Here is a 13,380-nt window from a genome sequence, read left to right as displayed (position 1 = left end):
TCAGGTCCGTGCGGCCCCACGCCCGCCGAATTGCTGGCCGGGGTAGCCGGTACTGGCCGCCACGGACCGCAGCCAGACCCAACTGCGAAGGCTATCAGGCACGGTGCTCAGCGGCGCGCTGACGTGCGCAACCCCACCCGAGCCACGGGTGTGTGGACGCCGTCGGCGCTGCTCACGAGCACTGCTTCGGACGGTTGCCACGGGCTGCTCAGGAAGGCCGGCATCGGCTGACCCCGGTACCCGTACGCCACCGTCAGGTGCGCCCACCAATTGTCGTTCGCGCCCGCCGCCCGTGCCAACTGATTTAAATCGCCGTGAATTCCGGCCCACAGGACCTTGCCGCGGAAGTCACCGAAGTCCTTCAGCCGGATTTCCGGCACCTCGTGGCCCTCAAGAGCTCGGAAGCGTTCTTCATCTGCGGATTCACCGTGGAAGCACAACGTGATGTGCCACTTCTCCGGCTTCGTCCAGTCCATGTCCTGGTTGCGATCGAGCACGGCGTCCAACTCGTCGATCACGTGCCGCGGCGGGTAGAGGGCCGTGAAAAACTTCATCGCGCTCGCGCGATCTCGGGGGTCTGGGGGTCGCTCCCCAGAAGACACTGCGAGCGACGTGGTCCGCGCTGTCCGCGGACACACCTCACCCAGGAAGCGAGCCACTTCACCTGTTGGCGGCCCGGATGACGCGGCGGAACAGGTCGGCGATGGCCGGGAACTCGTCGGAGAGCAGATCGGCGGCCTGCTGGAGTTCGGTGCGGTCGGCGACGCGGCGCAGCACCGGGTACGCGGCGCTCTCGTCGCCGTTGACCGGCAACGAGTCGCGGGACACGGTCGGCTTGGACTCGCGCACGTCGTCGAGCGCCCGCTGCAACGCCTCCGGAGCACCGGTCGCCACGTCGGGCGTGAGCACCTTGCGCTCCAGCATGATCATCCGCGCGAGCACGGACGGGTTGCCGATCTTGGCACGGCGGCCGCTCATCACCTGGCTCAGCATCGGCGCGCTGATCCCCAGCACGTCCGCGAGCTGGGCCTGGGACACGTTGAAGGCCACGACCAGCCGGCGCACGCGGTCACCCAGCGGCTCCCCGTACCACTCCCGTTGCAGGGCGAGGTTGCGCTGAACGATCTTGTGGTCCTCCACTTTGGCCTCTCCCGTAGCCCGCACTCCGACCAGCATCCTGCCAGCCTGCGGCCGCCCCCACGCCCGCTTTGCCCAATCTGACGGTCACGACTCGGCGAGCAGTTCCCTCGTTCGGTCTACATCTCGATGCATTTGTTCGAGAAGGGCCTCGACGGAGTCGAACTTCTCCATCTCGCGCAGCCGGTCGACGAAGTCCACCGCGACCCGCTGGCCGTAGTAGTCCTCGTTCACGTCCAGCACGAACGCCTCGACCCGCCGCTCCCGCCCGGAGAACGTCGGGTTGGTCCCGACGCTCACCGCCGCCTTGAGCTTCTTGCCCTTGGCGTCGGTGAACCAGCACGCGTAGATGCCGTCGGCCGGCACGGCGGCGAACTTCGGCGTCGACAGGTTGGCGGTCGGGAACCCCAGGTCCTTCCCCCGCCCGTCGCCCTTGACGACGATCCCCTCCAGCCGGTGCGGACGCCCCAGCGCCTCCGCCGCCGCCTTCACGTCCCCGGCGTCGATGCACGCCCGGATGTAGGTCGACGAGTAGGTCACGTCGTCAGCCGACACCAGATCAGCCCCCTCGGTCACGAATCCGAACCGCTGCCCGAGCTGGCGCAGCATTGCGACGTTACCCGCCGCCTTGTGCCCGAAAGTGAAGTTCTCACCTACTACGACAGCCGCCGCGTGCAACTTCTCGACCAGCACCTCGTGGACGAACTCGTCCGCGGGCATCCTGCTGGTCTCCAGGCTGAACGGCACCACCACGAAGTGGTCGATGCCGAGCTCCTCGACCAACTCGGCCCGCCGACGCAGCGTGGTGAGCTGCGCGGGGTGGCTGCCGGGCCGCACCACCTCGGAGGGGTGCGGGTCGAAGGTCATCAGCACGCTCGGCAGCCCGCGCTCCCCTGCGAGCGCCACGGCACGTCCGACGAGGGCCTGATGACCTTTGTGGACTCCGTCGAACACGCCGATGGTCACGATGCAGCGGCCCCAGCCGCCGGGAAGGTGGTCTAGTCCGCGCCAGCGTTGCACGGTGATCAGCCTACGACGTGCCGCCCGCACGGGTCATCCAGCGGGGCTGAGCACGACCACCGGCTTGCACGCGGTGCCCTCGTCCTTGGCCAGCGCGATGACGTGCCCGTCCGGCCCGAACACGCCGTAGACGCCGTCGAACCCGCCCGCGCTCAACCGCTGTCCGTGCGAGAGCGCCGAAGCCTCCCGCGGATCGATCTCGCGGCGCGGGAACGCCGTGCCGACCGCCGCGTCCAGGTCCAGCGACAGCGCGGGCGTCTCTTCGAGCTGTTCCAGCGTCTTGGCCACGCGCAGGTCGAACGGGCCGACCCTGGTGCGCCGCAACGCACCCAGGTGCCCGCCGACACCCAGCGTCGCACCGAGGTCGCGGGCCAACGCGCGCACGTAGGTGCCGGAGGAGCACTCGACCATCACGTCGATCAGCACGGTCTTGTCCTCACGGCGCGTGAACAGCACGTCGAACCGATGCACCGTCACGGGCCGTGCGGGGATCTCGACCTGTTCGCCCGCACGCACCCGTGCGTAGGCGCGCTTGCCGTCGATCTTCACCGCGGACACGGCGGACGGCACCTGCTGGATCGGGCCGGTCAGCTTCGCCACCTCGGCGGCGATGGCCTCGTCGGTCACCCCGGAGGCGTCCACAGTGGACAGCACCTCGCCCTCGGCGTCGTCCGTGGTGGTGGCCGCGCCGAGCACGATCGTGGCGAGGTAGGCCTTGCTGTCGAGCGCGAGGTGGCCGAGCAGCTTCGTGGCACGTTCGATGCCGAGCACGAGCACGCCGGTCGCCATCGGGTCGAGCGTGCCGGCGTGCCCGACCTTGCGGGTGCCGAGAATCCTGCGCACACGCGCCACCACGTCGTGCGAGGTCATGCCGTCCGGCTTGTCGACGACGACCAGGCCCGGTGCAACAGAGGGTTTCACGGCGCGAAAGCTTAAGCGACGCGGAGAGCGTCCCAACGACGACGCCGCAACTGCACCGGCACCGTCTCACCACGCTCCTCCGCGGCGAACACCGCCGCACGCGCGCGCCGCCACCACACGAGCATCCGCCAGCCGCCGGACGCCAGCACGACGACGCAGAAGCTCAGCGCGATCCGGAACGCCGTCTGCGGGGTCACGAGGTGCTCGAGCAGGTCCAGCAGCACGCCGATACCGAGCGCGGTCACCGTCACGGCGAGGAAGCCGCCGACGTTGACCAGCCCGCTCGCGGTGGACTGCCGGTGCGACGGGTTGTAGTCGCGGGCGAGAGCGAACGCGACACCGGAGATCGGCCCGCCCACGGTCAGCACGAGGAACACGACGGCGATGACCGGCGTCGGCACGTGCCCACCCGGCCACAGCAGCAACACGGCCCACCCGGTGAGCGCGAACGCCAGGAACCAGACCGCGATCGGCATGCGCCACTCGGGGTTGCGCGAGAACAGCGCGCCGATGATCGGACTCGACACGATCGCGCCGATCACCAGCAGCCCGAGCGTGGACGACGCCGCCTTGGCCGACATGCCCTGCGCCTGCACGAGGTACGGGTAACCCCACAGCAGACCGAGCACGGCCGGCGTCGACATCGTGCTGAAGTGCGCCCAGAACCCGAGCCGGGTGCCGGGCACGCTCCACGCCTGCCGCACCTTCGGCCAGATCTTCCCGATCGGCACGACCTCCGGCTTCGGCGCGACGAACCCGTCCGGCACGTCGCGCACCCGCAGGAACGCCACGGCGGCGTAGCCGGCGGTGATGCCACCGGCGATGAGGAACGCCCACGTCCACCCGATCGAGCCGAGCATGAGGGTCAGCGGCACGGTGGCGACGAGGTTGCCGACACCGCCCAGCGCGGCGGTCACCGCGACGACAAGCGAGTACTGGCGCGGCGGGAAGTGCGTGGCCACGATCCGGATCACGCTGATGAACGTCATCGCGTCACCCATGCCCAGCACGGCCCGCGCGACGAGCCCCAGCCCGTACGAGTCGGCGACGGCGAACAGCAGCTGGCCGGTGCCCATGAGCAACGCGGCGACGGTGAGGATCTTGCGCGGACCGAAGCGGTCCACGAGCAGACCGGTCGGGATCTGCATGAGGGCGTAGACACCGATCTGCAGCACGGTGAACACACCGAGCTGCGCGGGGCCGAGCCCGAACCGCTCACTCGCTTCCAGCCCGGCGACACCGAGCGTGCTGCGGTGGAAGACGGCGGCGAAGTAGACGAAGACGGCGGTGGTCCAGATCAGCCACGAGGTTCGGGTGGCGCGATCGACCGACGGCAAGACGGCACTCTCCCAGGTCGGAGGCGGGTAGACATTAGTTACATCGCCTAAACAACCTTCTTGGTAACGATTTCATGCCGTGAGGTCGACCACAGCGCCCGTTCGGGCGTTCCGCCTGCTACCTGACCGCGCCTTCGACCGCCCACTCCCCCGAGCGCGTGCGCCACACCACCGCGACGAGCCGCAGCACCATGAACGCCGACAGCCCGGTCCAGATCCCGGCGAGCCCCCACCCGAACGCGTACGAAGCCCACACCAGCGGCAGAAAACCGATCACCGCGGACCCGAGCGTGGCCGTCCGCATGAACTTCACGTCCCCTGCGCCGAGCAAGACCCCGTCCAACGCGAACACCACGCCCGCGATCGGTTGCAGCGCGACGAAGAACCACCAGGCGTTCGGGATCTCGCCCAGCACCCCGGCGTCCGACGTGAACGCCTGCGGCAGAACCGGTGCCAGCGCGGCGAAAACGACGCCGAGCCCGATCCCGAACACCAGCCCGTACCGCGTGACCTGCCAGGCGAGCTTCTCCGCCTGACGCCGGTTCGAGGCACCCAACGCCGCCCCGACGAGCGACTGCGCCGCAATCGCAAGCGAATCAAGCACAAGTGCGAGGAACGTCCACAACTGCAACACGACCTGATGCGCGCCCACAGCCGCAACGGACGTGCGCGCCGCAACCGAAGCCGCACTCACAAAGCACGCCTGGAACGCCAGGCTCCGCAACACCAGGTCGCGCCCCATGCCCAGCTGCGCGCGCATGGCCGCCCAGTGCGGCCGCAACGGCACCCGTTCCGCGAACAGCGCCTGGAAGAACAACCCGGCCGACAGCACCTGCGCCACCACGTTGGCGACCGCCGAACCCTCGAGTCCCCACCCGGCCCCGTACACGAGCGCCGGACACAACACGGCGCTGATCCCGTTGCCGATCAGGATGTACTTCAACGGCCGTTTGGTGTCCTGCACGCCGCGCATCCACCCGTTGCCGGCCATCGTGACGAGGATGAACGGCGCCCCGAACAACGCGATGCGCACCCACTCGACCGCGGCGTCCGCCACGGCCCCGTCACCCGCGAGCAACTCCGCCAGCGGCCGCGCGAACAACTGTCCGAGCACCACCACCAGCAAACCGGCCGCAAGCGCCAGCCACGTGGCCTGAACGCCCTCCTCGACCGCCTCCTGCCGTCGCCCGGCGCCGTGCAGCCGTGCCGTACGCGCCGTCGTGCCGTAGGAGAGGAACGTCAGTTGCGTCGACACCTGCGTGAGCAACACACCGCCGAGCGCCAACCCAGCCAGCGGCAGCGCACCCAAGTGCCCGACCACGGCCGTGTCGACGAGCACGTACAACGGCTCAGCCGCCAGCACGCCCAACGCAGGCACAGCCAGCCCGATCACCCGCCGCGCGGGAACCCGATCCTCCACACGTCGAACCTAGGTGCTCGAAATTCTTCGAAGAAATCCGGGAGGCCGTGTCGGATCGGGGCGGTGGCGTTCGTAGCAGGGGTGAAGCCGCTCGCAGGAGGGCGGCGCCGAGGCAGAGGAACCGCGATCATGAAGCTGACGACCATGACCCAGGTCACCATCGACGGAGTCATGCAGGGCAACGGCGGCGCGTCGGACGAGGACCGCGGGAACGGGTTCGTGCGCGGCGGATGGGCACTGGGAAGGGGTGACGACGACACCTTGACGTTCATCAAGGAGACCTACCTACGCGCCGATGCGTTCCTGTTCGGCCGGCGGACCTACGAGCTGTTCCACGCCTCGTGGGGCTCCTTGACGGAACAGGACGTCCCCGGCTGGGAGTCCGTGATGCGGACGTTGAACGCTCAGCCCAAGTACGTGGCGTCGACCACGCTCACCGATCCGGCGTGGTCGGGCACCACCGTCCTGTCCGACGACCTCGCGAACGCCATCGCGGACCTGAAGGCCAGGCCCGGAGGTGAGCTGCAGGTGCACGGCAGCGGCGCACTGACCCGGTGGCTGCTGGAACGCGACCTGGTCGACGAGATGACCCTGATGGTGGTCCCGGTGATCCTCGGCCAGGGCGCGCGACTGTTCCCGGAGAACGGCCCGGACCTCGCGCTCGACCTGATCGAGTCCCGGACCGACTCGAAGGGCGTCACGATCCAGGTCCACCGGCCGGCCGGGCGCCCGCGGTACGCAACGGCCTGAACACCGTCTCGACACCCACAGGAGTTGATCTGCAGATGCGGTACCTGGTTTCCGTGATCGACGACCAGAGCAATCCCGGCAGCACCGACCGGGAGCCCGCCATCAGCGCGTTCAACGAACGCCTGATGGCCGAGGGCCACTGGGTCTTCGCCGGCGGACTCGCCGACACCAGCGCGGCCACGGTCGTCGACAACCGGGGCGAGCAGCCGGTGCTCAGCGACGGCCCGTTCGTTGAGTCCAAGGAGTACCTCGCCGGCGTCTGGGTGTGGGAGGCCCCCGATCTGGACGTCGCCCTCAAGCTCGCCACCGAGGCGTCGAAGATCTGCGACCGCAAGATCGAGGTGCGGCCGTTCCGATGAGCGAGGCCACGGAGTCGATCACAGCGCCGATCACAACGTCTGTCACGGCGGCGATCACGGCGGCGCACCGCGAGGAGTGGGCGCGCGTGGTCGCCGCGCTGACCAGGCGCTTCGGCGACCTCGACATCGCAGAGGAAGCCGCGGCCGAAGCGTTCGCGACCGCCGTGGAACGGTGGCCGGCCGACGGCGTGCCACCCAACCCCGGCGCCTGGCTGACCACCACCGCCAACCGCAAGGCGATCGACCGGATCCGGCGCGAGAACAAGCGCGACGACAAGCAGAAGGAGGCCCAGACGATGCACGACGACCCGCCGGAACCCCTGGGCGCCATCGACGACGACCGGCTCCGCCTGATCTTCACCTGCTGCCACCCCGCGCTGGCCGTCGAAGCACGCGTGGCGCTGACACTCCGCCTGGTAGCCGGCCTGACCGTGCCCGAGATCGCCCGCGCCTTCCTGGTGGCCGAAAGCGCCATGGGCCAACGAATCACCCGCGCCAAAGCCAAGATCAAAGCGGCCCGCATCCCCTACCGCGTGCCGTCCGCCGAGGACCTCCCAGCCCGCGTCTCGAGCGTGCTCACCGCCCTCTACCTCGTGTTCAACGAGGGCTACCTGGCCACCGGCCCGGACACCGACCCCCTGCGCCACGACCTGACCGCCGAGGCGATCCGCCTCACCCGCCTGACCCGCACCCTCCTGCCGGCCGACGGAGAGGTGACCGGCCTGCTGGCGCTGATGCTCCTCACCGAGGCCCGCCGCCCAGCCCGCGTAACGGCGGCCGGCGACCTGGTGTCCCTGGACGACCAGGACCGCGGCGCCTGGGACACCACGCTGATCGCCGAGGGCCACCACCTGGTCCGCGAACGCCTCGCCGCCGGAGTGGCCCCAGGCCGCTACCAGATCCTCGCCGCGATCAACGCCGTCCACACCTCGGCCCGCGACATGCGCGACACCGACTGGTCGCAGATCCTCGCCCTCTACAACCAACTGGTCCGCATCGACCCGTCACCGATCATCGCCCTCAACCGCGCCATCGCAGTCGCCGAACTAGACGGCCCGAACGTGGCACTGGCAGCCGTCGACCGCCTGGAGCCCAGCCTGGCCGGCTACCACCCCTACCACGCCACCCGCGCCGACCTGCTGCGCCGCCTGGGCCGCAGTCGTGAGTCACGAGCGGCCTACGACAAGGCCATCAGCCTGACGGGCAACGCCGCGGAGGCCGCCTCCCTGACCCGCCGCCGTGACCAACTGCGATAGGCGCGAGGCCACCCGAACCGCGGCCACCGCCCCCAGCCCGCCAGAACCTAGGCCCGTTGGGGCAGGCCGAACACCTGCTCCCGCGCCACCGCCAGCGCCGAGTGCAGCGCCCCCGACCGCACGGGATTCGCGGTGATCTGCGCGAGCTGGACCGGAGTGCGCGGCACCACCAGCTTCAGCAGCTCCACCGACACGAGCTCGCACAACGTCTCGCCACCCGCCTGCGCCACGCCGCCCGACAGGAGCACCAGCTCCGGGTCGAGCACGCAGACGACGTTCGCCAACCCCAGAGCGATCCTACGAGCGAGGTCTGACAAGAACGCGCGGCCTTCCACACCCGTGGTCAGGGCGTGGGCGACGGCTTCCAGGCCGGAGTCGGCCGCGATGCCGTGCGAGGCGGCCAGCGCCACGATCGCGTCGCTGTCGACCTGGTCGCCGTAGCGTCCGCCGGGGATCTGCATCGAGTCGATCTCGCCCGCGCCGCCGGTGACGCCGCGCAGCAGCACGCCGTTGATCACGACGGCCGAGCCGATTTCGTCGGCCGGCCAGAACAGCACGAAGTTCCGCACGCCCACGGCCTTGCCGGAGCTCATCTCCTCCAGCGCGGCGAGGTTGATGTCGTTCTCGATCGACACCGACGTGCCCAGCAGTTCGCGCAACGTCGAGGGCAGGTCGACGTCGACCAGGCCGGGCAGGTGCGGGGCGAAGCCGAGGTGTCCGGTGGCAGGGTCGACGGCACCGGGTGTGCCCACGACCACGTGCGACAGCGCGTCCAGCCTCAGGCCGGCCAGGGTGGCCGCCTTCTGCACGGTCTCGCGGAACGCTGGCAGCGTGTTCTCCTTGGGCATCGGCGCGCTGTGTTCCGCCAGCAGCGAACCGGTGATGTCCGCGATGGCCACGTCGATCAGGTCCGGCGACAACGCCACCGCCGCCACGTGTCCCACGCCGCCGTTGACCGCCCACATCTGTGCTCGCGGGCCGCGTCCGCCGCCGCGCAGGCCGGTGCGGACGACCATGCCGTCTTCTTCCAGCCGCGCCAGCAACTGTGCCGTCGCGGGCTTGGAGAGGCCGATGACCTCTTCCAGCTCGGCCCGCGTCATCGCCCCGCTGCGCAGCAACGTCTCGATGGCCGCACGGTCGTTGATCTCCCGCAGCAGCCGCGGGCTTCCTGTCCGTGTCATGACCCCACCCGCTCCAACGCGCCCTTGAGCGCGGCAACGACCTGCTCAGCGGTCCCGTCGAAGGTGAAACCGGCCGCCAGCCGGTGCCCACCCCCGCCGAGCACCTGCGCTACCTCACGCACGTCGACCCGGCTCACGGCGCGCAACGACACCGACCAGAACCCGGGCCGCAGTTCCTTCAACACAGCCGCGACCTCGGCCTCGGAAGCAGAGCGCACGACGTCGATCACGCTCTCCACCTCCTCGCTGCGAACGTCACGCGCGTCGTCCAAGGTCACCACCGCGTGCACCAGTCCCCGGCCGTGTGCGGCCTTCTGGTCGAGCTCGGCGCGAGCCAGCACACGCGACAACATCCCCAAATAAGCAAACGGATGTGCGTCCATCAACGGCCGTGTGACGCTGTACGCATCCACACCGGTCTCCAACAAACGCGCCGCGGTTGCGTGCGCTGCGGGGCCGGCCTTGCGAAAACCGCCGGTGTCGGTGACCAGTCCGGCGTAAATGCACCGTGCGATGGGCTCGTCGAGCTCGACGTTCATCTCGTCGAGCAACTTCAAAGCGATGAGAGCCGTCGCTTCCGCGTGCTCGTCAATGCAGTGCAACGTCCCGTACCGGGTGTTCGACACGTGATGGTCGATGACGATGACGGGCCCGCGACACCCGGCCACCCGGTCCTTGAGCGGACCGAGCCGCTGCAGGCTGCCGGTGTCCATGACCACGAGCAACTCGGGCTCCGCGGGCACGGAATCCCGGTGCACCAGCAGTCCGGCCGTGTCCAACTCCTTGAGCGACTCGGGCACCGTCTCCGGCTCACCGAACGCCACGCGCACCTTCACCCCACGCCGGTGCAACGCGAGCCCGACCGCCAAGGCACTCCCGAGCGTGTCCGCGTCGGGATTGATGTGACTGAGCAATGTCACATCACGGGCGCCGGCCAGTAACCGCGCGGCCTCGGCAATGGTTGTGCTCAGGTCGTCTGCCACAGGGAGACGTTAGCCGCTCGCCGTCGCAATGTGCTGCAGGGCACCCTCGGACAAGACAGTTTCCAGCCAATTGACACGCAGGGCGGACGCGGTGACCGCGTCCGCCCCGGTGGGGTCAGTCCTCTTCAGACTCTTCGCGAGGCGCCTTGTAGGGATCCGCCTCGCCGGCCGGGGTCGCCCCGGCCGCCAGTCGAGCCACCTCGGCGTCGGCAGCCTGTGCCTGGGCCAGCAGCTCGTCCATCTTCCGGGCCGTGTCCGGCACGGTGTCAGTCATGAACGTCAGGGTGGGCGTGAAACGAACGCCGGTCTGCTGACCGACCATCGTCCTCAGGACGCCCTTGGCCTTCTCCAGCGCCGCGGCGGCCCCGGAGTAGTCGGGCTCGACGTCCAACCGCTCGCCCAGAACGGTGTAGTAGACAGTCGCGTCGTGCAGGTCCCCGGTCACCTTGGTGTCGGTGATCGTGACCCTGGCCAGACGCGGATCCTTGACCTCGTGCTCCAGCGCGGAGGCCACGATCTGCGAGATCCGCTTGGCGAGCTTGCGGGCACGTGCCGTGTCGGCCACGAGCCTCCCCTTCCTAGTCGTCCTCCGGCCCGACAAGACGTGTGCGGGCAGAGAGCAATTCCAGTTCGGGTCGTCCGGCGACCAGCCTTTCACAGCCGGCCAGGACTTCCCTGACGTGCGCGGCGTCGGCAGCGACGGCAGCGACACCGATCAACGCGCGCCGATGCAGGTCCTGATGACCTGCCTCGGACGCGGCGACCTCGAAGCGGCGACGCAGTTCGGCCACGACGGGCCGGACCAGCGAGCGCTTCTCCTTCAACGAGTGGACGTCGCCGAGCAGCACGTCCAGTTCCAGAGATCCCACGAACATGGGCAAGATCCTCCAGAAGAAAGGGGTGCGGAGCCACCGGTTAAACGGCTCCGCACCCCTCATCTAAACCATCAGGCGCGCGGCTTCTCGCGCATCTCGAAGGTCTCGATGATGTCTTCCAGCTTCAGGTCGCTGTAGTTGCCGAGCGTGAGACCACACTCGAAACCTTCGCGGACCTCGGTGGCGTCGTCCTTGAACCGCTTGAGCGAGCTGATCGGGAGGTTCTCCGCGATCACCTTGCCGTCACGGATCAGGCGAGCACGCGCGTTGCGGCGGATCTCGCCCGACAGGACCATGCAACCCGCGATCGTGCCGACCTTGGAGGACTTGAAGACGTCGCGGATCTCGGCGCGGCCGAGCTGGACCTCCTCGAACTCCGGCTTGAGCAGGCCCTTGAGGGCGGCCTCGATCTCGTCGATGGCCTGGTAGATGACCGTGTAGTACCGGACGTCCACACCCTCGCGGTTCGCGAGCTCGGTCGCCTTGCCCTCGGCCCGGACGTTGAAGCCCAGGACGATGGCGGAGCCGGCCACGGCGAGGTTGATGTCGCCTTCGGTGATGCCACCGACGCCGCGGTGGATCACGCGCAGTTCGACGTCGTCGCCGACCTCGATCTTCATGAGCGCGTCCTCGAGGGCCTCGACGGTACCCGAGTTGTCACCCTTGATGATCAAGGTGAGAGCGCTGGTTTCCTTCAGCGCCGCATCCAGGTCTTCCAGGCTGACGCGCTTGCGCTTCGCGGCGTTGGCGGCGTTGCGAGTGCGGGCCTGACGACGCTCGGCGATCTGGCGGGCGACGCGGTCCTCGTCGACGACGAGGAACGAGTCACCTGCACGCGGCACCGAGGTCAGACCGATGACCTGCACCGGACGCGACGGGGTCGCGTCGTGCACGTCGTCGCCGTGCTCGTCGACCATGCGGCGGACGCGACCGTACGCGTCACCCGCGACGATCGAGTCGCCGACGCGGAGCGTTCCGCGCTGGACGAGAACCGTGGCGACCGGACCGCGACCGCGGTCGAGGTGCGCCTCGATCGCGACACCCTGGGCCTCCATGTCCGGGTTGGCCCGGAGGTCCAGCGAGGCGTCGGCGGTCAACAGGATGGCCTCGAGGAGGCTGTCGATGTTGATGCCCTGCTTCGCGGAGATGTCGACGAACATCGTGTCGCCGCCGTACTCCTCGGCGACCAGGCCGTACTCGGTCAGCTGCTGACGGATCTTGGAGGGGTTCGCACCCTCCTTGTCGATCTTGTTGACCGCGACCACGATCGGCGCCTGAGCGGCCTGCGCGTGGTTGATCGCCTCGACCGTCTGCGGCATCACGCCGTCGTCAGCGGCGACGACGATGACCGCGATGTCGGTCGCGTTCGCACCACGAGCACGCATGGCGGTGAACGCCTCGTGACCCGGGGTGTCGATGAAGGTGATGAGCCGCGGGTTGCCCTCGAGCTCGGTCTGCACCTGGTAGGCACCGATGTGCTGGGTGATGCCACCGGCCTCGCCCTCGTGCACCTTCGCCTTGCGGATGGTGTCGAGGAGTCGGGTCTTACCGTGGTCGACGTGACCCATGACGGTCACGACCGGCGGACGGATCTGCAGGTCGTCCTCGTCACCGGCGTCCTCGCCGTAGGTGATGTCGAACGTCTCGAGCAGCTCGCGGTCCTCCTCCTCGGGGGACACGACCTGCACGACGTAGTTCATCTCGGAGCCGAGCAGCTCCAGGATCTCGTCGGACACCGACTGGGTCGCCGTGACCATCTCGCCCAGGTGGAACAGCACCTGCACGAGCGACGCCGGGTTGGCGTTGATCTTGTCGGCGAAGTCGGTCAGCGAGGCACCGCGCGGCAGGCGGATCGTCTCGCCCTGCCCCTTGGGCAGGCGGACGCCACCGACCGAAGGCGCCTGCATGTTGTCCATGTACTCCTGGCGCTTCTGCCGCTTGGACTTGCGTCCACGACGCGCCGGACCACCCGGACGACCGAAGGCACCAGCGGTACCGCCGCGACCTGCGCCGCCGCCGCCACCGGGACGACCGCGGAAACCGCCGCCACCACCGGCAGGGGCACCGCCGCCTGCGCCACCGCCACCGCCGGGACGGAAGCCACCGCCACCGCCACCGCCGCCACCGGGACGGAAGCCACC

General features: G+C 69.2%; 14 protein-coding genes. 3 read left to right on the top strand and 11 right to left on the bottom strand.

Features of this window, described 5'->3' with window-relative positions; all coding sequences use genetic code 11:
• Window positions 1–107: 107 nt before the first annotated feature.
• From B0F77_RS26705 to B0F77_RS26680, 6 genes are all read right to left on the bottom strand, one after another.
• Window positions 108–554 (bottom strand): 2'-5' RNA ligase family protein, encoded by a 447-nt coding sequence (locus B0F77_RS26705; protein ID WP_086665739.1) that lies wholly within the window; start codon window positions 552–554, stop codon window positions 108–110.
• A 106-nt stretch (window positions 555–660) separates the two neighbouring features.
• On the bottom strand, window positions 661–1,140 hold the full coding sequence (locus B0F77_RS26700; RefSeq protein WP_086665738.1) for a helix-turn-helix domain-containing protein: 480 nt from the start codon (window positions 1,138–1,140) through the stop codon (window positions 661–663).
• 84 nt (window positions 1,141–1,224) lie between these two features.
• Window positions 1,225–2,157: a bifunctional riboflavin kinase/FAD synthetase gene (locus B0F77_RS26695; protein ID WP_086665788.1), complete on the bottom strand. Its 933-nt coding sequence runs from the start codon at window positions 2,155–2,157 to the stop codon at window positions 1,225–1,227.
• Window positions 2,158–2,190: 33 nt separating this feature from the next.
• Window positions 2,191–3,078: a tRNA pseudouridine(55) synthase TruB gene (gene truB, locus B0F77_RS26690; RefSeq protein WP_281252548.1), complete on the bottom strand. Its 888-nt coding sequence runs from the start codon at window positions 3,076–3,078 to the stop codon at window positions 2,191–2,193.
• An 11-nt stretch (window positions 3,079–3,089) separates the two neighbouring features.
• Window positions 3,090–4,415, bottom strand: coding sequence for an MFS transporter (locus B0F77_RS26685; protein WP_086665737.1), 1,326 nt, complete (start codon window positions 4,413–4,415; stop codon window positions 3,090–3,092).
• Between the two features lie 118 nt (window positions 4,416–4,533).
• Complete coding sequence (locus tag B0F77_RS26680; RefSeq protein ID WP_086665736.1) at window positions 4,534–5,835, bottom strand: MATE family efflux transporter; 1,302 nt, start codon at window positions 5,833–5,835, stop codon at window positions 4,534–4,536.
• A gap of 129 nt (window positions 5,836–5,964) precedes the next feature.
• On the opposite strand from B0F77_RS26680, the gene B0F77_RS26675 reads away from it, so the two are divergent.
• From B0F77_RS26675 to B0F77_RS26665, 3 genes are read left to right on the top strand one after another with little or no spacing between them, the layout of a single operon-like run.
• Window positions 5,965–6,585, top strand: coding sequence for a dihydrofolate reductase family protein (locus tag B0F77_RS26675; protein WP_086665735.1), 621 nt, complete (start codon window positions 5,965–5,967; stop codon window positions 6,583–6,585).
• 35 nt (window positions 6,586–6,620) lie between these two features.
• Window positions 6,621–6,944, top strand: a complete 324-nt coding sequence (locus tag B0F77_RS26670) for a YciI family protein (protein WP_086665734.1) — start codon at window positions 6,621–6,623, stop codon at window positions 6,942–6,944.
• Window positions 6,941–8,200: an RNA polymerase sigma factor gene (locus B0F77_RS26665; RefSeq protein ID WP_086665733.1), complete on the top strand. Its 1,260-nt coding sequence runs from the start codon at window positions 6,941–6,943 to the stop codon at window positions 8,198–8,200. Before B0F77_RS26670 ends, B0F77_RS26665 begins: the two co-directional genes overlap by 4 nt.
• A 47-nt stretch (window positions 8,201–8,247) precedes the next feature.
• Here the strand turns inward: B0F77_RS26665 and B0F77_RS26660 are convergent, their stop codons facing one another.
• The 5 genes from B0F77_RS26660 to infB form a co-directional block, all read right to left on the bottom strand.
• A complete protein-coding gene (locus B0F77_RS26660) occupies window positions 8,248–9,381 on the bottom strand; it encodes an ROK family transcriptional regulator (protein ID WP_086665732.1) in 1,134 nt (377 codons plus the stop codon).
• Window positions 9,378–10,364 carry a DHH family phosphoesterase gene (locus B0F77_RS26655; RefSeq protein WP_086665731.1) on the bottom strand — a complete coding sequence of 329 codons (987 nt, stop codon included), beginning with the start codon at window positions 10,362–10,364 and terminating at the stop codon, window positions 9,378–9,380. Before B0F77_RS26655 ends, B0F77_RS26660 begins: the two co-directional genes overlap by 4 nt.
• Window positions 10,365–10,479: 115 nt before the next feature.
• Window positions 10,480–10,929, bottom strand: a complete 450-nt coding sequence (gene rbfA / locus B0F77_RS26650; protein ID WP_086665730.1) for a 30S ribosome-binding factor RbfA — start codon at window positions 10,927–10,929, stop codon at window positions 10,480–10,482.
• Window positions 10,930–10,942: 13 nt separating this feature from the next.
• Window positions 10,943–11,239, bottom strand: a complete 297-nt coding sequence (locus B0F77_RS26645) for a DUF503 domain-containing protein (protein ID WP_086665729.1) — start codon at window positions 11,237–11,239, stop codon at window positions 10,943–10,945.
• Window positions 11,240–11,310: 71 nt separating this feature from the next.
• A partial coding sequence (infB, locus tag B0F77_RS26640) for a translation initiation factor IF-2 (protein WP_086665786.1) occupies window positions 11,311–13,380 on the bottom strand: 2,070 nt, incomplete at its 5' end.

This window comes from Lentzea kentuckyensis (assembly GCF_002150765.1).
GTDB classification, from domain to species: domain Bacteria; phylum Actinomycetota; class Actinomycetes; order Mycobacteriales; family Pseudonocardiaceae; genus Lentzea; species Lentzea kentuckyensis.
The sequence above is the reverse complement of the archived record's forward strand: the minus strand, read 5'-3'. Positions and strand labels throughout refer to the sequence as shown.

Excerpts from the sequence above, each read along its gene's own strand:
- B0F77_RS26665 (WP_086665733.1), top strand. The coding sequence starts at position 6,941 with ATGAGCGAGGCCACGGAGTCGATCACAGCGCCGATCACAACGTCTGTC.
- B0F77_RS26670 (WP_086665734.1), top strand. The coding sequence starts at position 6,621 with ATGCGGTACCTGGTTTCCGTGATCGACGACCAGAGCAATCCCGGCAGC.
- B0F77_RS26660 (WP_086665732.1), bottom strand. The coding sequence starts at position 9,381 with ATGACACGGACAGGAAGCCCGCGGCTGCTGCGGGAGATCAACGACCGT.
- B0F77_RS26675 (WP_086665735.1), top strand. The coding sequence starts at position 5,965 with ATGAAGCTGACGACCATGACCCAGGTCACCATCGACGGAGTCATGCAG.
- B0F77_RS26705 (WP_086665739.1), bottom strand. The coding sequence starts at position 554 with ATGAAGTTTTTCACGGCCCTCTACCCGCCGCGGCACGTGATCGACGAG.
- B0F77_RS26645 (WP_086665729.1), bottom strand. The coding sequence starts at position 11,239 with ATGTTCGTGGGATCTCTGGAACTGGACGTGCTGCTCGGCGACGTCCAC.